Here is a 20,511-nt window from a genome sequence, read left to right on the forward strand (position 1 = left end):
CCTGCGAAATTTAGCTTCCATTGAACTGCAGAAAATTCGGCAAGTATATCAAATGGAAACGTCTTTTTTAACGTTTTACGGCAATATTAAGACTGAAATTAGGCGTGCGGCCCCAATATACCAAGCAGCTCCCAACCGCATTGCGCCCCCTTGGAAGTTGCATTACTCATCGCTGTTATAAGTTGGGCTTACCTAAAAAGAGGTAGCCAGCTTACCCGTAATACCATCTTGAAAACGGGGTTTAAGGGCTGATGAGAAAGGCGATAACACAGTGGCAAGAACACTATTGAACGCAACCACTAGTGGTTTCATGACGGAGAATAACACCCAAGCGAATTCTCTAGACGTCATCGAGCTAAACAAGGCAAGCGAGTCTCAACAGGCAACGGCTCCATCCAAAGTCACGCTGAACAACTCTTTCAATACCGCCGATCACGGTTCAAATGTGATGGACGGCTTTGGTGCACGCGACGGTGTTCACCATGAACAGCGGGGCGGCGACCGGCCTTTCCAATTTGCGAGCAATTCCACGGCCAAGACAGCCGACACTGCGAGTGTTGATGGGGGCCAAGGCAGCTCTTCACTCACCAGCAGCGGACAAAGCGCGTCCGGTACGATCAATACTGAAACGGCAGTGAACGCCGACAGCGGCGCAGCGTCTGCGGTGGCCGCGAAATCCGCCATCGCCAAGGCGCCTGTCACCAGCAATGCGACGGCCGAAGCCGCCGCTGTTCCAGTGGCTGCCGCTGCTCAGGCAGCCGGTTATCCCGATGCGACAAATACGGGCGTCAAGGCCGGCACGTCACTGACGAAATTCACCGGAACGTACTACGTCACACAAGACAATGCTGTGATCAGCAACATGGAAATCCATGGCCAGATTGTCATCCAGGCCAAGAACGTGACGATGTCGAATGTCAAACTCGTCGCCAACACATGGCACGCGCTTTGGGTTCAGGACGGTTCCACTGGTTTCACGTTGAAAGACAGTGAGATCGACGGCGGTGGCTCTTCTCAAAACGGCGTCCTGGGTCAAGGCACGTTTCTGCGCAACAATATTCACGGCGTCGAAAACGGCATCGCCGTCACCGGACCGTCGGTCATCCGCGATAACTATATCTACGGCCTTCAGGGCGGACCGGATGCCCATTTCGATGGCATCGAGATCAACGGTGGCCACGACATCGACATCATCCACAACACCGTCATCAACTCCCACGACCAGGCCGCGGCTGTGATGATGAACAACGAGTTCGGCGGCCTGGCGAACATCAACGTCGACGGCAACCGGCTGGTTGGCGGCGGTTACACCGTCTATCTCGACGGCCGCAAGGGCGGAGGCGCCGTCGATGACGCTTCGATCAAAATCACCAATAACCAAATCGGCGATGGTTACTATGGCAATTTTGCCTTCTACGACGACAAGCCGGTTGTGTCTGGAAATACGGACCTCAATACTTTGCCGGAGAAGCCCGTCACGCCAGAGACGCCGGTCCCTGGCAAGGCGACAGCTGGGAACGACGTGCTCACCGGCACGGCGGGTGTCGACAAGATCGACGGTCTGGCCGGTAATGACACCATCAACGGCCTTGGTGGCAACGACGTGCTCACTGGTAGCGCCGGCAATGATGTGCTGGACGGTGGTGCGGGTGCCGACAAGCTGGATGGTGGCACAGGAACCGACACGGCGTCCTATGCAAGCGCCAAGGCCGGCGTAATTGCCAGCCTTGCCAATGCTACCATCAACACAGGCGACGCCAAGGGTGACACCTATGTTTCCATCGAACAGCTGAAGGGTTCAAACTACGCCGACAAGCTCTATGGCAACAGCGGTGCCAACCTGCTCTCCGGTGGCGTCGGCAACGATATCCTGGACGGCGGTGCGGGTGCTGACAAGCTGGATGGTGGAGCAGGAACCGACACGGCTTCCTATGCCAGCGCCAAGGCCGGCGTAACCGCCAGCCTTGCCAATGCCACCATCAACACAGGTGATGCCAAGGGTGACACCTATGTTTCCATTGAGCAGCTGGCCGGTTCGAGCTACGCCGACAAGCTCTACGGCAATAACGGTGCCAACGTGCTCGCCGGTGGCGCCGGCAATGATATCCTGGACGGCGGTGCGGGTACCGACAGGCTGGATGGCGGTGCAGGAACCGACGCGGCTTCCTATGCCAGCGCCAAGGCCGGCGTAACCGCCAGCCTTGCCAATGCAGCCATTAACACAGGCGATGCCAAGGGTGACACCTATGTTTCCATCGAGCAGCTGACCGGTTCAAACTACGCCGACAAGCTCTATGGCAATGGCGGTGCCAACCTGCTCTCCGGTGGCGCCGGCAACGACGTCCTGGACGGTGGCGCCGGCAATGACGTGCTGTATGGTGGTGCTGGGGCCGATGATCTGGTCGGCGGCGCGGGCGCCGATACGTTTGCCTTCAAGGCACTGTCCGATACGACGGTGGCGGCCAGTGGCCGTGACACGATCTTCGACTTCTCGGGCACCGGCGGTGACCGGATCGACCTGTCGGCGATCGACGCAAACACCGCAGTGGCGGGCAATCAGGCCTTTTCCTACCTTGGCACCGCTGCCTTCACCGGTAAGGCCGGAGAAGTGCGTTACGTCAAGGGGGCCTCCGACACCTATGTCTACGGCGATGTCAACGGCGATGCGAAAGCTGACTTCGCCATTCATCTGGATGATGCCGTCACACTCTCAAAGGGATACTTCGTCCTTTAAAGCAATGAGGCCGCGCAAGCGGCCTCAGTTGACGGACAAAACAGATCAGAGGCGGCCAAAAACCGCCTCTGACTTCCGGAGACGTTGCGGCGAACCGCCGCGCGCGTTCCTTTGCATTAAACACAAGCTTCGAAGCGAAGTGAAAAGTTGTCACGACAAGCCACATTGGCATGAGACGGGCGCTTGCCGCCCCGTCGCCTGTGGAGGCTTACCTCCCCAACTCCAGCACTTAAACGGGAGCCCTTAGTATGGCTATTACCTCAACCAAAACGCTCACAGGATTTCCGGATGCAAAGAGCACCGGCCTGCCGGACGGTGTTGTTCTGACCGCATCGGGCGATGTGACTATCACCAAGGCAGGCACGGTCATCAATGCGCTCGATGTCAAGGGGACGATTTGGGTCATGGCCCCGAACGTCACGATTCAGAATAGCCGCATAACGTCCACCGACTGGACGGGTATCTGGATCAAGCCAGGCATTACAGGCACTGTCGTCAAGGACAACGAAATTCTCAACGTTGGAAGCAGCAAAGATGGCGCCAACGGCATCTTTGGTTCGGGCACGTTCTTGCGTAACGATATTCACGACGTGGAGAACGGCATCAATGTGTCTGGGCCAAGCCTTATCCAGGACAATTATATCCACGATATGAATGCTCCGAATGTACGCGCCGGCACCGCAATGGGTGGGCCGCATTACGATGGCATCGAGATCAATGGCGGCGTTTCAGACGTCGATATCCGGCACAACACAATCATCAACGATAATGGCCAGACCTCGGCCGTGATGATCAACAATGATTTTGGTCCGGTTTCCAACATTCGGGTAGATGGCAACTATCTCGCAGGCGGCGGCTACACCCTCTACTCCGATGGCAGCTTCAGCAGCACCGATAAAATTTCCGGCGTCGAGTTCACTAACAATGAACTGGGTCAGGGCTACTGGGGTTATTATTACTTCAAGAACAATACGCCCACCGTGTCAAACAATGACGAAATAGGCACGGACTGGCCAACACCCGTCACGCCAGAGACGCCGGTCCCTGGCAAGGCGACAGCTGGGAACGACGTGCTCACCGGCACGGCGGGTGTCGACAAGATCGACGGTCTGGCCGGTAATGACACCATCAACGGCCTTGGTGGCAACGACGTGCTCACTGGTAGCGCCGGCAATGATGTGCTGGACGGTGGTGCGGGTGCCGACAAGCTGGATGGTGGCACAGGAACCGACACGGCGTCCTATGCAAGCGCCAAGGCCGGCGTAATTGCCAGCCTTGCCAATGCTACCATCAACACAGGCGACGCCAAGGGTGACACCTATGTTTCCATCGAACAGCTGAAGGGTTCAAACTACGCCGACAAGCTCTATGGCAACAGCGGTGCCAACCTGCTCTCCGGTGGCGTCGGCAACGATATCCTGGACGGCGGTGCGGGTGCTGACAAGCTGGATGGTGGAGCAGGAACCGACACGGCTTCCTATGCCAGCGCCAAGGCCGGCGTAACCGCCAGCCTTGCCAATGCCACCATCAACACAGGTGATGCCAAGGGTGACACCTATGTTTCCATTGAGCAGCTGGCCGGTTCGAGCTACGCCGACAAGCTCTACGGCAATAACGGTGCCAACGTGCTCGCCGGTGGCGCCGGCAATGATATCCTGGACGGCGGTGCGGGTACCGACAGGCTGGATGGCGGTGCAGGAACCGACGCGGCTTCCTATGCCAGCGCCAAGGCCGGCGTAACCGCCAGCCTTGCCAATGCAGCCATTAACACAGGCGATGCCAAGGGTGACACCTATGTTTCCATCGAGCAGCTGACCGGTTCAAACTACGCCGACAAGCTCTATGGCAATGGCGGTGCCAACCTGCTCTCCGGTGGCGCCGGCAACGACGTCCTGGACGGTGGCGCCGGCAATGACGTGCTGTATGGTGGTGCTGGGGCCGATGATCTGGTCGGCGGCGCGGGCGCCGATACGTTTGCCTTCAAGGCACTGTCCGATACGACGGTGGCGGCCAGTGGCCGTGACACGATCTTCGACTTCTCGGGCACCGGCGGTGACCGGATCGACCTGTCGGCGATCGACGCAAACACCGCAGTGGCGGGCAATCAGGCCTTTTCCTACCTTGGCACCGCTGCCTTCACCGGTAAGGCCGGAGAAGTGCGTTACGTCAAGGGGGCCTCCGACACCTATGTCTACGGCGATGTCAACGGCGATGCGAAAGCTGACTTCGCCATTCATCTGGATGATGCCGTCACACTCTCAAAGGGATACTTCGTCCTTTAAAGCAATGAGGCCGCGCAAGCGGCCTCAGTTGACGGACAAAACAGATCGACACGAGCTCGGTGTCGAGTGCATGCGTCTATAGACACATGGCGCCGCCGGATCTCAGCTGATCATTTGCTCGGCTCGTAACGCAAGCCTTTGATGAGTTTTGCGAACCGGCTCACGCACCTGCAAGACACGACGGATCCCCACAGGCAGCAAAGCCTTGAGCTGTTCTCGGCCGGAATCAAGCACCGCGCTGGGTGCGAGGGGTGTCATGACAGAGTGCTCACCGGCCGGATGGAGGCGCGCGTATTCACCGAAGTTGGTGAAGGCTTCGTGATTGTTGGACCTGAGAAAGAACGTCTCTGCTGCAACGCCCTCGGCTAAAATCGCTTCATGCGTATCGAGCAGAACATGGTAATACTCGATCATCTCCCGATCATCCGGAAGAGCTGGTGCAATGGAGATCCCGTTGACAAGATCCTTGGCTCTGATGAGCACACCGTCGATGAGCAGGCGGTGGCCCGGGGAGACATAAAGATCCCTGTTCGGTGTCCGCTGGTCAATGGCGTGTTGCGCGATGCGGATCGGGACCACGCTGGCGGGCCAGGACGCGCCGTTTCGCTTGTAAAGATGACGGCCGATCCATTTGACTGCCATGGTCTTGCCATGCACGGTTTTCACAAAATCACCGATTAGAAGGCTTTCGATGGCGATTTCGCCTGCAGGCGTCATGATCAGGGTGCCGCAGAGAAAGCACATAGGATCTCCGCCCCCATGGTCACCTTTTTTCCACCACGGTGTCCCCATGGCCTGGGCGATCGACGAAGGAAGTACCGTTGTCGCGGCCAAGGCACTCAATGCTGCAATCTTCGCACCCGTTGCCGCAGCCAAACCGAGAAAATGCCGCCGCGGACCATTGATTTGCGCCTGCCGTTCCTTCTTTGACGACATTGTCGCCTCCTTTTTTACTTCGCTCGGATCAGTCCGTCACTTGAGAAAACCACCATATTCTCTCCCGCCCAAAGCGCCCATCGCTTCAAGAGGTGGAGGTGGGTTGTCTCTTTGGAGTAGGCCTGACTTGCCGAATGGGTTGTGTGCCGCCGATATATCAATCCAGCACAAACATCCTGTTCGTGCCGTGAAGCCTTTCCGAGGTCCCCGTGCACAAAGTCGTCAAGAAATGCAATGTTTGAACAGTGCTTTGGGCCGAAGGCAACGAGGGTGGCGGCAAGCACCGGGCGGGAGCCCAGCTTCATCAGTCAATTCTGCTCGCCCTTTGTCGGAACCTGATTTTCCACCTCCTCGGCGTAGAGGATGAGAAGAGCGCCGAGCTCCTTGGCCGCGGTCGGTGACATGGCTGTTTGGAGCTGATGAGGCGACCGATCGGTATCCTTGTAAGTGTCCCATTCCCACTTGGAAACAGCGTAACCAATCCGCAGCAGGACATGATACGGTTCGCCAACGGCAACACCCCATTCCAGGAGAGTAAACGCCTTCGGCTTGTTCTCGACATCGACCTTCCATTTCGACATGTCATTTTCGCTCACGGTAAGGACTTTCCTAACGGATGGCGGTTCCAGTATTTGGTGACGAATATTAGAACGGAAATCTTCCAAAGAGCGCTTACCTTTAAGGTGTAGCCACTCTTCACCTTTGCGTTTCAACAGGTGAGACCAGTCGCACTCGCCTTTCGCAAAGATGAATCAAAGTGGTGATGCCTTGGCTTAATAGCGGCGGCTTTGTACACCTGCCGCGGCAGATCTATATGCGCATCCAGGGAAATCCCGAGCCGTTGGCCGGTCGCGGACTGGCTTTGAACGCGCAGTGGGTTTTCTCTCGCTGTATCAATACGCGGATGCCAAACATGCCAAAACTAGGCGGCAAAGCCGCTGACCACCCGTGCCACGGATGGTACGTCGGACGTATCAACGCCGGCATCAAACTCGCTTGGTCTCTCTCCAAGAGCGAAAAAGTGTTCGATCGCCTGGACTGACCGCATTGCAGCCTGACCATCTCCATAAGGGTTCACGGCGCGCGCCATCTCCTGGTAAGCCCTCCGGTCCGTCAGCAGTTCGCTCACTTCACTAACGATACGATCTTCGTTCGTTCCAACCAGTCGCACTGTTCCGGCGGCAACGGCTTCGGGACGTTCTGTTGTTTCCCGCATGACGAGGACTGGCTTGCCAAAGGTTGGAGCTTCTTCCTGCACGCCGCCGCTATCCGTCAACACGATCGAACAGTCGCGCATGGCTTTGACGAAGTCGCCATAATCGAGCGGCTGTGTAATCAGCACATTTTCCAGCCCTTGAAGCGGGGGAAGCAGAACATCACGTACAGCCGGATTGAGATGCGCCGGAAGCAGAAAGGCGATCTCCGGAAACTTGCGCGCAAGCCGTGCGATGGCACGAGCAGTCTGCGCCATCGGCTCACCCCAGGATTCGCGCCGGTGTGCGGTAACCAGAACGCTTCTCCTACCCATGATCCGCCGGAGATCCTGATTTTCAGTCTGGTCGTTGCGGCCGGACACATGCAGCAAGGCATCGATGACAGTGTTGCCGGTAACGACAATATCGTTTTCTGCGACGCCATCGTTAAGGAGGTTTGCCTTGGAGGTATGTGTAGGCGCCAGATGCAGTGCTGCGAGTTGAGTGGTCAAGCGACGATTGATTTCCTCCGGAAAGGGGTTATGGCGCTCGCCCGTTCTCAGCCCCGCCTCAAGGTGGATCAACGGAATTTTTCGATAGAAGGCCGCCAAGGCTGCGGCAAAGCAGGTTGTCGTGTCGCCCTGAACCACGAGTGCGTCGGGTGCCTCGATTTCGATGAGATTGGCTACGCCTGCGAGGACGCGCGCGGTGACGCTCTCTAGGGTCTGCGCTTGTGTAATGATGTTGAGGTCGTGGTGGGGCTGAATTGCGAACAATCGATTGACCTGGTCGAGCATCTCGCGATGTTGACCGGTTACGGCGACGACGGGCGTGCAATGGGGAGAGGAAGCAAGCGCATGGATCAAGGGAGCCATCTTGATCGCTTCAGGCCGAGTGCCATAGACGACGAGTACTTTACGCATCGCAATTTCCTTCAATCCAGCATTGAAAACCACTTTTGCAAACAATGGAAAGAGACCTTCGCCGCCTCTGTCCGGGTTCATCATTAATCCGCGCAATATCGACACTTGTTCAAAACGACCCCGAGCATGTTGGTCCGCTCGGACAAATACCGCTCGCAACGATCCACGTCGGCAAATGTGCTTTGTTCTGCGGCTGCGACCAGGATCGCGCAGTCCACATTCGGAAGGAATGCGGTCACGTCGTCGCTGGAAAGCATCGGGGGCAGGTCGTACAAAATAACGTCCGGTCCCATCCGCATCCGCAGATCCTGCAATACCTTTGCGGCTTCCAGGCTCTGCAGCAATTCCGCTGAAAACTGCACCGGCTGATGGTTTGTACCGACCGCGAGATTGTCGCCATATCGCAGGAAAATATCGTGGATCGGCGCATCGCCCTTCAAGAAATCTTCCATGGATGCGGGCGCGCGCGCACCCAGCATCTCGCCAATTTGCGGCTGCTTCAGATTGAGGTCGACCAACAGCGTGCGGCAGTCTTGCTGGTGCGCCAGGCTGAATGCCAGGTTGAGTGCGACAAGCGATTTTCCGCAGGATGCAGTCGGTGAGGTGATCGCAATTGATGTCCAACTGTTTTGACGCAGGCTTTGCAAAACCCTTGTGCGCATCATGTCGAACGGCGCGTGTGCCGGATCAGACCGGTCTATCGTTACAATGCGATTTCGAAAGATTGTATCAGGCGCTGGATCCAGCTCTGCCAAATTACCCCATGCGATTTCAAACCCCAGCCGCGTGCAGGCCTGCATGGCCTGTTCAGCCAGCTGGTCATTGCTCTGCAGCCTGAGACTATCCTGAAGAGACGCCCTTATCTGATCCATGATTTAAACCCTGCCCCTGACGAAGATTTCCGCTCTCGAAAGGGAGACATTTGGCTCGGTCTCCGCTTGGATGATGCGGTGGTTGGTTAATGGCCGCCACACTGCGCTTTCGGTGACCGCAATGAACAAAAGCGGCATCATCCCCACAGCCAGCATGGCGGCCATGCGACGTCGGTAGCTTGGGAAGCGAACCTTCTTTGAGGTCCGGATGTTTGGGATCGTGGCTAGTGGTTGCGACTGAAGCAATTGCGCAAGCTCAACCGGCCGGCGGATCGTTTTGTTGAGCATTTCGAGCAGCACGATCACGGCAAGCCCAAGCCCAAGCCCCGCCATACCGCCAAGGCCGACGATGCGGGTGCGTTGGGGGCTGATTGCCTTGACGGGCGGCGTTGCGGATTCAAGCAGCGAAAACCGGCCGCCGTCTGAACGCATTTCTATTTGTTCACCGGTCAAGGCCTCCGCGCGTCTCGCGATGGCGGCATTGTACTGCATTTGAATATTCTGACGGTTCCGCTCCAACGAATTCAGGACGGTTTCACTGGCGGCTGTGCCAGTGATCGAACGGGTCAGGTCTTCAATTCCGCGGATGACGGAAGCCTTCTCCACTGCCACCGCTTTAAGACGGGTATCGATATCCGACAGCTGCAGATCGAGTCCAAAGGGGGCGGCTTGTTTGGCAGGAGTAGAGTTTTCATTCTTGGCGTCCTGCGAAGGGCTGGAAACCAGTTCATTCTGCAGCGCTGTTATCCTGGCGCGCAGCGCCTTTATGTTGGGGCTCGTTTCCGAAAAGAGTGCGAGTTGTTCCGCCAGAGCTCGATTGAGGTCTGCAAGAATCTGCTGTTCCGGCGTGAGAGGGACAGAACCGACCAGCTGCCCGGTATTCGTATATGTCGCGATCAAACTGCCTCGCTTTGTATGCAGATCGGATTCCTCGCGTTGAAGCGCAATCAACCTCTCCTGCAGGCTTCCCTGCTGGCTGCGCCGAAAATCGAGACTTTCCGGAAGGGTGTCTTTATTCTTAGTTTTGAACGCGAGGATATCAGTTTCGAGCGTGTTCAAATCGGAGGACAATCTTGCGACGGTCTGGTCGAAAAATTGCAACGTGCTTCCGGCACGATCGGTCCGTTGACGCTGATTTCTGTCCAGGATCATTGCAGCGAGTTCGTTGGCCACTTGAGCGGCCATATCCGCCTTTCCTGCCAGGAACGACACGCTGAAAACGGTTGCACCCTGGTCGCGGCTTGGTGTGTCGAACTGCAGCTGTTCAAACTTTATCCGAGACAGCATATCTTTGACGATATCGTCATCGAGAGGCTTCTTCTCGGTGCCGTTGTAGATTGCCAGCCTGGTTGCCAATGCAAGCAGATCATCTCTTGTTGTGATTTGCTGCTGAAGTATCTGCAATTGTTCGACCGCACTGAGGGGAACGGTCGAGCGTGCGAGATCAGCCGGGATCTGTGGTGCCTCGGAGAGAATTTTAGCGCTCGAACTGTATACTGGCGAGATAAGACGCGTCGCCGCGATGGCCGCCAGCAATGCCACGATCGTTATCGCGATGAGATAGGGCAACCTTCGCAGCAGGATCGAGAGATAAAAGCCAAAATCTATATTGCCCATTACGCAGACACCCAACTTCTGAAACTGATTGGCACCGTGGCCACGTTCATTGTTGAGTGGTTCGAAATCCGACAACAGATGGTCAATGTGGGGTGAGCAGGAGAGTATAGCCTGCGAAATTCATCCTTTTGGACGTATCGGATCTACCTACCTTATCGAATCCTATCGGCCTGCATGGTGGCTTCCTGATAGCGAAATACCCTCGTTCAATTGGCCCAACGTTTTGTAGGCTTTGCCGGTATGTGAGATGGGGTAAGCCAAAGTTCTGCCTATGATTCGTCGTCGACCGAAAGGCTTATCCCGCCTTCTGGCATTACGCCAAAACCCTCCCAAAGTTCATAGCGCGACTAACCTTCATTCGCCTCAAGGCGAGGGCCGGAGCGTCTTCCTACGCTCAGCCATTCCATTCATTCTACAAGGAGAACACGAATAGGCGGCGCCGCGAACCTGGCAGGGATGCTCTTGCGCGGGCTGCATCGGTATCGACAACAAAGCCTCGTCCGGATCCAATGGGAAACCCTATGCCACCTCCCCTGCAGCTCAGCGTGATTGTTCCTCACCTCAACGAGCCGGACGATCTGCACAAGTGCCTTCTTTCCCTGGATGCACAACACATGGATGGTATTCCGTTCGAGATCATCGTGGTGGACAACGGCTCGGTAGAAATGCCCTTGGCTGCGTGTCTCGACATTCCAAACCTTCGCTTGGAGCGCGAGATTGTTCCCGGCCCCGGCCCAGCGCGCAATCTTGGCGCCGGTCTCGCTCGAGCGGACATTCTGGCGTTTATTGATTGCGACTGCATTGCTCAACCCGGCTGGGTAAAGTCGATCGTCAATTTAATGACAAGAGAACCCGGTATTGATCTTTTGGGGGGCGATATTGCCATATTGCTCACGGATCCTCGACATCCGAGCGCAATCGAATCCTACGAAAGCATTTACAGCTATCGCGCCCGTGCCTATGTCGAAAAATACGGGTTTGCGGCAACGGGCAACATGGCGGTTCGAAAGGCTGTCTTTCGGTCAGTGGGGCCTTTCGGTGGCATCTCGACGATGGAGGATACCGAATGGGGCCAGCGGGCGACGGCGAAAGGGTATCGGATCGCCTTTCTCCCCGAGGCAAGAGTTCTGACCCCCTCATGCAAGTCCTTTGCTGATCTGGCGCGGCGATGGGACCGGCACGTAGCCCACGAGTTCCGCAAGGTTTCCGGCTACCGATCGTTGATGCGTTGGGTTGCTGGCAGCTTGATTGTTATCGGCTCACCGTTGGTCGAGAGTTTTAAGATTTTCACGACGGATCGCGTATCCGGCGTCCGAAATCGCATGCTTGCATTCGCATGTCTAACCCGTATCCGGCTGCACCGGGGACGACGGATGGTCGGTCTGATTTTTCATGGCGATGCAGCTCGATTTGTCGAAAGCTGGAATCGCGAAGGATCTTGAAACGCCTCTCCGTGATTAGGGTTCCAGCGAAATCATTTCGCACTGGGCATTATCCCGGAGCCTCTCAAAGACACAACCGGTCCAAGATCTGGCCCAGCGCTGACGGCTGACGAAGCGTCAGCTATAGCGGTGCCGGCTATCCCAATAACGTCAGACACAAATCGTGCGCTGGGTCGCCAATATATCCAGTCGCCGCAGCATGCTTCGGCCTCCGTGTCAGCGGGTTTATCCGCGCCTTTGCCCCTTCACCCACCGGCCAGCCGCCGCTCGAACACCCAAAGATCTCAAGTCTAAAACGACACGAAGAGCCAGAAGCGATTCGACCTACATCGAATTGTTTAGATTAGATTTATTGTGATTTTTTCCTCAATGGTTAATATCAGATTAACAAAGGCTATTGGGGCAATATTTCATAATTATTCAAAGTACATAATTATTCACCTCGAAAATTATAAATAATTTTTGCATGCCCTTTTTGCCGCTTTATCAAAAATAATCCATTTTTGGAGGCGTCATGTCGGAAGGTAACCTTAGATACTCCCTGCGGTTTATTACGAAAAGCTCAACATCCAGCCGAAGAGACAAATCCCGATCGCTCTATTTTGCGGCCAAACGTTTTTTTGACGTCGCTGTGACATTGCTTGCCGCGCCATTGGCGCTGATGGTTGTCGGAGTATTTGCTCTTTTGATCTGGCTGAATGGCGGAAAGGCCTTCTTCTCCCAGCCGCGCGTTGGAAAGGGGGGGAGGATATTCAATCTGTGGAAGCTTCGAACCATGGCCACCGATGCAGACAAGAGGCTGCAGGAACATTTGGCGGCCGACCCCGATGCAAGAGCCGAGTGGGATGCCAAACAAAAACTCCAGAATGATCCGCGGATCACACGGCTGGGCAGGTATTTGCGCAAATATTCAATCGATGAGCTGCCGCAACTGTTGAATGTGCTTGCTGGAGATATGAGCCTGGTTGGACCCCGTCCGATGCTCCCCGAGCAGCGGCAATATTATCCGGGGACCGCTTACTTTAACATGCGTCCTGGCTTGACCGGACTATGGCAGATCAGCGAGCGCAATGGCTGCACCTTCGTCGAGCGGGCACTGCATGACACACGTTATTCCGTCATGATGTGCTTCAGTGCCGATTTGTGGATCTTGTTCCTGACGCCGATGGTCGTCCTAAAAGGAACAGGCCTCTGAGAAGAGGCCATCCACAAAAAGCAAAGCGCCAATTACGCTTGGTGCTTTGCTATTTTTTTGACTTACGAACTAGAGGCAAACGATCTTCACAAAAAAGTGGCCTCAAATGATGATCACGCCCAGCTTGGGATTGATCCGTCCATTCGGACGCTACCGTTAATGTTCACTTCCCTTCATTCCCTCGGCTTGGGAAACTGAAGAAAGCGGGAACATGTCTTTGATTTTGTAGGCCACCTCAGTCCTGTTGGTCGCCTTCACCTTCTTCATGATATTGCGGATGTGCACCTTTACTGTGCTTTCCCGCAAATTGAGTTCGTAGGCTATGATCTTGTTGGCTTTTCCACGCCGTAGCGCCTCAACAACTTCGGCCTGCCGCTCCGTGAACATGCCGGCCAGTGGGCGCGCAGCAGGATTTCCAGACTCAATTGCCTGGCGCATTGCAAACACGCTGCTCGCCGGCACGAAAATGCCGCCGGCCATTGAAAGGGCTATGGCTTCAATGCAAACGTCAATGCTGACTGAAGATGGGATATAGCCTTTTGCCCCGCATTCCAGCGCCTTCATGATCTGTGGAAGGTCATCAGCATCTGCGAGAACAATTATCGGCGCTTCAAAGGTGGACGAAAGCCTGGTGATTTCTTCGGATACGCTTTGGTCCCCAATTTTTTTCCCGCCGATATTCAGAAGAACGGCGGCCAGCGGTGGGTAGTCATGCCGCTTGCGTTCCCATTCTTCCATTGAACCGAATGCCAGAACATCCATATCCATCTTGTGGGCAGAGATGCAGTAAGCAAGGCATTGGCGGTCAAGTGCGCGATCGTCAATAATCAAGAGTGAGCGTCCTCGCGGAAGTTCACCATTCCTTTTATCGTTTTCTATGTGAGAAGGATCAACTCCTACGGAGTGGAAGAGGTTACTCGATATGTCCTTGCCATTTGTCATCAATAGTGAGTTCATACGTGTTTACTCCTAAAACGCACATGCAACACGCCTGGGCATAACCAAGGTTGTAAAAAACGCATGCGCTAGCCCCAGATTCTACTATAAATTCAAGCTGTGATATAAATTTCTAAAAATCAAAATATCTATTCGCAGTTACTTATATTACACGATGTTATCGGTGTTGCATAGCATTTGAATGAAGCCGTAAATTATTTGTTTTCCCTGATGAAGGGAAGGCCAACCGAACGACCACCAAGGTCACCTTTAGGGGTAAATAGCCAATACCTTTTTAGGGGTATTATCCGTGCAAGCCGGTTGCTGAAGTCCGGACTGGGGATTTTGTCAAACTACCGAGACTCGAAAGACTAGATGTCTCGCGGGAAATTCCCTGAACTAAAATAATGCATAAGTATTCTAATATTATTTTCTTGGTATTTCGGCCTTCTTAAACAACATCATTGCTGTGATGGGATCATAGCCATATCGGCATACTGGACAGCGAGTGCCGTGACGTTGGTCGTCAATGCCGATCTTTTATCCGGTGCTTGTCACAGTTGCGTGGATGGCCCGACCCCACAAGCTCCCCTTTGATTGAAGGGCCTATGTTTCGACGCGCAAGGTGGCAAGCGTCCGCAGTAGAGAGCACCAACACCCCAGTCCTTGCTACGCCTTTCGAAGTGCGGATTACCGCATTTTGTTTTCTTTACTCGCTGGTCGAAAGGAACTCTTCTGAAGGCGGAAGAATTCAAACGCAACGTGGCAATCGATGATTGTTTTATCGAGAGAAATCGCCCCGCCGAGCCCATTTGAATTCAGCGTTCGTCGATGATTTGAGGTCTTCGCAGCATGATCGCATCGAGTGTCACTTTGGATGACGGGGTTGTTATTCACCATCCCGACCTGGTCAATCTTTACGGATGCAGGGTGGGGGCGGGTTCCCGCATTGGCACCTTCGTCGAAATCCAGAAAAACGCCGTCATTGGCCGGAATTGCAAAATCTCCAGCCACTCCTTCATCTGCGAAGGCGTGGAGATCGAAGACGGCGTTTTCGTCGGCCATGGCGTGATGTTCACCAACGATCCCTACCCGCGCGCCGTCAATACGGACGGAGAGCTCGTGACCGATGGCGAATGGGAGGTTGTTCCCACCTTGGTCAAGTGCCAAGCGGCGATCGGCAGCAATGCGACGATCCTTCCAGGGGTGACGATTGGCATCGGCGCCATCATCGGCGCCGGCGCCGTGGTGACAAAAGATGTTCCTGATTGGGCAATTGTTGCGGGTGTTCCAGCTCAAATTGTCGGTCGCGTTCAAAACGCGCCGGCCAAAATTCCTTTATCCAGGAGAGTATAATGATTGGCATAGCGGTGATTGGCTACGGCTATTGGGGCCCAAACCTTGTGAGAAACATAGCGGAAGTCCCCGGCGCGCGTCTTCTGTATGTTTGCGATCTCATGCCGGAGCGATTGGCGACCGTTAAGGCGCGCTATCCGGCCGTGGAAATCACCAGTGACTTCGAAGAGGTTCTGCGTGATCCCCGCGTCCATGCGATCGCAATCGCGACCCCGGTTTCGACCCATTTCAAACTTGCGATGAAAGCAATGATGGCGGGCAAACACGTCTTTGTCGAAAAGCCGATGGCCTCGACGGTGGATGAGGCGCGCCGCATGGTCGATGAAGCCGCCCGCCGGCGCCTGATCCTCGCCGTGGATCATACATTCGTGCATACGGGGGCTGTCCGCAAGATGCGCGAAGTCGTCGAGAATGGGCTCGGCGACATGTATTATTACGATTCCGTCAGGGTCAATCTGGGTCTGTTCCAGCACGATGTTAGCGTCATCTGGGACCTCGCCGTCCACGATCTCTCCATCATGGATTACGTGCTGCAGGAAAAACCGGTCGCCGTTTCAGCGACGGGGATGAGCCATGTCGCAGGCGAACCTGAAAACATCGCCTATCTCAACCTGTTTTTCGAAAGCAAGCTGATCGCTCATATCCATGTCAATTGGCTGGCACCCGTCAAGGTGCGCCGCACGCTGATCGGTGGCAGTAACAAGATGATCGTCTACGACGACCTTGAGCCGAGTGAAAAGATCAAGATCTACGACAAGGGCATCACGCTGAATGGCAATCCGCAGCGCAACGGCGAGAAGGTCTACCAGATGCTGGTCGGCTACCGAACAGGCGACATGTATGCGCCACAGTTGGATATGACCGAGGCGCTGGGGCGCGAACTCAAGCAGTTCGTTGATTGCGTGGAGAAAAACCAGCAGCCCATCGTTGATGGCCATGCCGGTTTGCGCGTTGTCCGCATTTTGGAAGCGGCAACCCAGTCCCTTCAGCAGCGTGGCCGCGTGGTCGAGCTGGAACAAGCGAGGCTAATCGCATGATCCCCTTCCTTGATCTCAAAGCGCAGTATGCATCGATCAAGGATGAGATCGATACTGCCGTCCTCGGCGTTCTGGCATCGGCACAATATGTCCTGGGTCCGGAAGTCTCCCAATTTGAGGAGGAATTTGCGGCTTATTGCGACGCGAAACACGCTGTAGCCGTCAACACCGGCACCAGCGCACTTCACCTGGCCTTGCTTGCTGCAGGTGTCGGCCCGGGCGATGAAGTCATCACCGTTCCGTTCACCTTCGTCGCCACGGTATCGGCGGTCTGCTATGCGGGCGCATTGCCCGTATTCGTCGATGTCGAGCCGGTGACACTGACCATGGATCCGGCCAAGCTTGAGGCCGCGATCACCCCGCGCACAAAGGCAATCGTCCCCGTTCACCTATATGGCCAAATGGCCGATATGGACGCAATCATGGCAATTGCCGGCCGCCATGGCATTGCTGTTATCGAAGACGCCTGCCAGGCACATGGTGCGGAGTACAAAGGCCGCCGCGCAGGCAGTATCGGCGCTTCCGGCTGCTTCAGCTTCTACCCGGGCAAGAACCTTGGCGCCTGCGGCGAAGGCGGCATCGTCGTCACCAACAATGATGCGCACGCCAAGGCCATTCGAATGTTGCGCGACTGGGGCCAGGAACGCCGCTACCATCATCTTGTCAAAGGGTTCAACTACCGCATGGACGGCATTCAGGGTGCAATCCTGCGGGTAAAGCTTCGGCATCTGGACGCCTGGACCGCTGCGCGCCGCACCCATGCCGCACGCTACTCGTCGCTGTTGTCTGGTTTGGACACAGTGGAGACACCCACAGAAGTAGCCTACCGCCGCCACGTCTATCATGTCTATGCGATCCGCTGCCGGGACCGGGACGCTCTGCACCGCGCTTTGGAAGCCGAGGGGATCCAGTCCGGCCTGCATTATCCCATCCCGGTGCATCTCCAAAAGGCGCATGAAGATCTTGGCTACCGGCCGGGCGACTTTCCCGTATCGGAGGCGGCCGCCCGCTCGGTTCTTTCGTTGCCAATCTATCCCGAAATGACGGCAAGACAGGTGGAGCAGGTGGTGGCAGCGGTGGAGCACGACGCCTATGTCAGCTGATGTCAGCTCCGTTGCCCGGATTGTTCAATCTGTTCACGGCCGCCGTGAAATCCCGCAGGATCCGGACTTCCAGCGTGAACTGTCCGCAGAACTCAAACGATCATACGGCGCCGGCGGTCTCGTCGAGCTCTACGGCCGCTTTTCAGCTGGCGATGGATATGTTGACGCCTTGATGCGCAAGGCGATCTGGCAAGCTGCCACCCGCCGATGCGGGTCCGGTCTTCAAATCGGCAGCGGCGCCGGCTTCAAACATCCCGAAACATTCGAAATCGGCAGCGGCGTATTCATCGGCGCGCAGGCCTATATTCAGGGCCGGTACGATGGAACATGCGTCATCGGCGACAATGTCTGGATCGGGCCGCAAGCCTTTCTCGATGCACGTGACCTGGTGATCGAGGATCATGTCGGCTGGGGACCTGGCGCCAAGCTGCTTGGTTCCAGCCACATCGCCATCCCAATCGACGTGCCCATCATCCGCACGGACCTTGAAATCAAACCGGTGCGCATCGGTGCGTGGGCGGATATCGGAACGAACGCGACGATCCTCCCCGGTGTGACAATCGGCAAGGGCGCGATCGTTGGTGCTGGAGCGGTTGTCGTTTCCGATGTCGCTCCCTTCTCGGTCGTCGCCGGCGTCCCGGCAAAATTCCTGCATTGGCGTAGCGATAGCGACACGACGATGGCCACATCCTGAACATTGGGAGCAGATAATGAAAGACAAGCGGGTACTCATCACCGGCGGCGCCGGTCTCGTCGGATCACACATCGCCGATCTTGTTGCTCTCGAGCAGCCGCGCGAGATTCTGATCCTTGATAATTTCGTGCGTGGCCGGCGGGAAAATCTTGCGCAGGCGTCGGCGACTTTTCCACGGACCATCATCGACGGAGACATCCGCGACCGGGCGTTGCTGGCAAAGCATTTCGAGGGTGTAGATATCGTCTTCCATCAGGCGGCGATCCGGATCACGCAATGTGCAGAAGACCCCCGGCTTGCCTTTGACGTTCTAGCTGCAGGAACGTTCAATGTTCTCGAAGCGGCCGTTCATGCCAAGGTGGAAAAAGTGATCGCCGCCTCCTCCGCGTCCGTTCTGGGGCTCGCCGACAGTTTTCCGACGACCGAGGAACATCACCCCTACAACAACCGGACGATCTATGGCGCCGCGAAGGCGTTTAACGAAGGCTTGCTGCGCAGCTTCGCCGAAATGTACGGTTTGAACTACGTCGCCTTGCGGTACTTCAACGTCTATGGCCCACGCATGGATGTCTACGGCGCCTATACCGAGGTGCTAATCCGCTGGATGGAACGGATATCGGCGGGCCTGCCGCCGCTCATTAACGGAGATGGCAGCCAGACCATGGATTTCGTCCACATTCACGACATAGCACGGGCCAATATGCTTGCGGCACAGTCGGATGTCACTGACGAGGTCTTCAATGTCGCGAGTGGTGAAGAGACCAGCCTTCTGGAACTCGCAAAACTGTTGACCAGCGTGATGAACGCATCGCTGGAACCGCAGCACCAAGCGGCACGCACCGTGAACGCCGTGACGCGCCGGCTCGCCGACACGCGCAAGGCCGAGCGCCTTTTAGGCTTCAAGGCTCAGGTGTCGCTGGAAGACGGCCTGCGCGGCCTTGTCGACTGGTGGCGCCAGGAACGGGCACTGGAAGTCGGGGGGCGAGCCGCATGAACCCGGTACTTCCCCAGATTCCCGTCGCCAAACCTCTCCTCGATGAGATGGAAGTAGAGGCGGTCCGCCGCGTGGTATTGTCCGGTTGGGTCACACAAGGTCCAGAGGTCGCCGCATTCGAAAGTGAGTTCGCCGCTTTCGTCCAGGCCGATCATGCCTGTGCGGTTTCAAACTGCACGACAGCTCTGCATCTGGCGTTGAAGGCCGTCGGCGTCGGCCCGGGCGATGAGGTCATCACCGTCAGTCATACGTTCATCGCCACGGCAAATGCCATCCGCTATTTGAGCGGCATCCCAGTATTCGTTGATATCGAAGGCACTGGTTTCAACATCGACCCTCGGCAGATCCAGGCAGAAATCACGCCGCGAACGAAGGCAATCCTGTGCGTGCATCAACTCGGCATGCCCTGTGATCTTGCGGCAATCCTTGAGATCGGCAGCAGCAACGGCATCCCGATTATCGAGGATGCGGCCTGCGCGACGGGAAGTGAAATTCTCTTCGAGGGCCAATGGGAAAAAATCGGCAGGCCGCGCGGCGATATCGCGTGTTTCTCGTTTCATCCCCGCAAGGTCGTCACGACCGGCGACGGGGGCATGCTGACAACCGCCAATACCGAGTATGACCGCAAGTTTCGCCTGTGGCGGCAGCACGGCATGAGCGTTCCTGATACGGTCCGCCATGGCTCGCGGCAGGTCATCTATGAGGGATATCCGGAGCTTGGCTACAACTATCGCATGACAGACCTCCAGGCTGCCATGGGCCGGGTACAACTGACCCGCCTACCGGAGCTGATATCGAGACGGCGTCATCTCGCCGATCTCTATCGGCAGGAGCTTTGCGACATTACCTGGCTGGAAACACCCGTCGAGCCGGTGTGGGCACGCAGCAACTGGCAGAGCTATTGCGTCATGCTTCCGCCCTGGCTCGACCAGCGGGACACCATGCAGGTGTTGCTGGACAAAGGAATTTCGACCCGGCGCGGCATCATGAACATTCATCGCGAAGACGCTTATGCGGACAAAACCACCCATCGGGTCGCCGCAGGCCAGCTCCCCAGAAGCGTGGCAGCGCAGGAGGGAACGATTATCCTACCGCTGTTTGCACAACTGACTGATGAAGAGGTTTTGTTCGTAGCAGACTCGCTTCGCAAGCTGTGCCTGACACCTCAAAGAGCGATCGCCTGATCTCCCTTTCAGA

The 20,511-nt window shown here is 56.2% G+C and carries 16 protein-coding genes; 10 read left to right on the forward strand and 6 right to left on the reverse strand.

Features of this window, described 5'->3' with window-relative positions:
* The first annotated feature begins 634 nt into the window (after positions 1–634).
* Together ACQY8Q_RS05425 and ACQY8Q_RS05430 are read left to right on the forward strand one after the other, a co-directional pair.
* Complete coding sequence (locus tag ACQY8Q_RS05425) at positions 635–2,734, forward strand: calcium-binding protein (RefSeq protein WP_428425405.1); 2,100 nt, start codon at positions 635–637, stop codon at positions 2,732–2,734.
* Positions 2,735–2,982: 248 nt separating this feature from the next.
* Positions 2,983–5,016, forward strand: coding sequence for a hypothetical protein (locus tag ACQY8Q_RS05430; protein WP_428425407.1), 2,034 nt, complete (start codon positions 2,983–2,985; stop codon positions 5,014–5,016).
* Positions 5,017–5,118: 102 nt separating this feature from the next.
* On the opposite strand, the gene ACQY8Q_RS05435 is transcribed toward ACQY8Q_RS05430, so the two are convergent.
* From ACQY8Q_RS05435 to ACQY8Q_RS05455, 5 genes are all read right to left on the reverse strand, one after another.
* Positions 5,119–5,952, reverse strand: coding sequence for a Hint domain-containing protein (locus ACQY8Q_RS05435; protein WP_428425409.1), 834 nt, complete (start codon positions 5,950–5,952; stop codon positions 5,119–5,121).
* A gap of 308 nt (positions 5,953–6,260) precedes the next feature.
* On the reverse strand, positions 6,261–6,548 hold the full coding sequence (locus ACQY8Q_RS05440; protein ID WP_428425411.1) for a hypothetical protein: 288 nt from the start codon (positions 6,546–6,548) through the stop codon (positions 6,261–6,263).
* 326 nt (positions 6,549–6,874) lie between these two features.
* Positions 6,875–8,149, reverse strand: a complete 1,275-nt coding sequence (wecB, locus tag ACQY8Q_RS05445; RefSeq protein WP_428425413.1) for a non-hydrolyzing UDP-N-acetylglucosamine 2-epimerase — start codon at positions 8,147–8,149, stop codon at positions 6,875–6,877.
* A 2-nt stretch (positions 8,150–8,151) separates the two neighbouring features.
* A complete protein-coding gene (locus ACQY8Q_RS05450; protein WP_428425415.1) occupies positions 8,152–8,940 on the reverse strand; it encodes a CpsD/CapB family tyrosine-protein kinase in 789 nt (262 codons plus the stop codon).
* A 3-nt stretch (positions 8,941–8,943) separates the two neighbouring features.
* Positions 8,944–10,632 (reverse strand): GumC family protein, encoded by a 1,689-nt coding sequence (locus tag ACQY8Q_RS05455; RefSeq protein ID WP_428425417.1) that lies wholly within the window; start codon positions 10,630–10,632, stop codon positions 8,944–8,946.
* A gap of 446 nt (positions 10,633–11,078) precedes the next feature.
* Here ACQY8Q_RS05455 and ACQY8Q_RS05460 point away from each other — a divergent pair, with 446 nt between their 5' ends.
* On the forward strand, positions 11,079–11,999 hold the full coding sequence (locus ACQY8Q_RS05460) for a glycosyltransferase (RefSeq protein ID WP_428425419.1): 921 nt from the start codon (positions 11,079–11,081) through the stop codon (positions 11,997–11,999).
* 514 nt (positions 12,000–12,513) lie between these two features.
* Positions 12,514–13,194, forward strand: a complete 681-nt coding sequence (locus ACQY8Q_RS05465; RefSeq protein ID WP_428425421.1) for a sugar transferase — start codon at positions 12,514–12,516, stop codon at positions 13,192–13,194.
* Positions 13,195–13,350: 156 nt separating this feature from the next.
* Here ACQY8Q_RS05465 and ACQY8Q_RS05470 read toward each other — a convergent pair whose 3' ends face one another.
* Entirely contained in the window at positions 13,351–14,151 is an 801-nt protein-coding gene (locus tag ACQY8Q_RS05470; protein WP_428425423.1) for a LuxR C-terminal-related transcriptional regulator, read from the reverse strand.
* 831 nt (positions 14,152–14,982) lie between these two features.
* Here ACQY8Q_RS05470 and ACQY8Q_RS05475 point away from each other — a divergent pair.
* The 6 genes from ACQY8Q_RS05475 to ACQY8Q_RS05500 are packed head-to-tail and all read left to right on the forward strand — an operon-like array spanning position 14,983 to position 20,498.
* Entirely contained in the window at positions 14,983–15,486 is a 504-nt protein-coding gene (locus ACQY8Q_RS05475; protein WP_428425425.1) for an acyltransferase, read from the forward strand.
* Entirely contained in the window at positions 15,486–16,523 is a 1,038-nt protein-coding gene (locus ACQY8Q_RS05480; RefSeq protein WP_428425427.1) for a Gfo/Idh/MocA family protein, read from the forward strand. Before ACQY8Q_RS05475 ends, ACQY8Q_RS05480 begins: the two co-directional genes overlap by 1 nt.
* Positions 16,520–17,626: a DegT/DnrJ/EryC1/StrS family aminotransferase gene (locus tag ACQY8Q_RS05485; RefSeq protein WP_428425429.1), complete on the forward strand. Its 1,107-nt coding sequence runs from the start codon at positions 16,520–16,522 to the stop codon at positions 17,624–17,626. The genes ACQY8Q_RS05480 and ACQY8Q_RS05485 overlap by 4 nt, the downstream gene beginning before the upstream one ends.
* Positions 17,616–18,320, forward strand: a complete 705-nt coding sequence (locus tag ACQY8Q_RS05490; RefSeq protein WP_428425431.1) for an acyltransferase — start codon at positions 17,616–17,618, stop codon at positions 18,318–18,320. Before ACQY8Q_RS05485 ends, ACQY8Q_RS05490 begins: the two co-directional genes overlap by 11 nt.
* A gap of 16 nt (positions 18,321–18,336) precedes the next feature.
* On the forward strand, positions 18,337–19,314 hold the full coding sequence (locus ACQY8Q_RS05495) for an NAD-dependent epimerase/dehydratase family protein (protein WP_428425433.1): 978 nt from the start codon (positions 18,337–18,339) through the stop codon (positions 19,312–19,314).
* Complete coding sequence (locus tag ACQY8Q_RS05500; protein WP_428425435.1) at positions 19,311–20,498, forward strand: DegT/DnrJ/EryC1/StrS family aminotransferase; 1,188 nt, start codon at positions 19,311–19,313, stop codon at positions 20,496–20,498. The genes ACQY8Q_RS05495 and ACQY8Q_RS05500 overlap by 4 nt, the downstream gene beginning before the upstream one ends.
* Positions 20,499–20,511 lie beyond the last annotated feature (13 nt).

Origin of the sequence: Pararhizobium sp. (genome assembly GCF_965279435.1) — a bacterium.
Taxonomy (GTDB): Bacteria; Pseudomonadota; Alphaproteobacteria; order Rhizobiales; family Rhizobiaceae; genus Pararhizobium.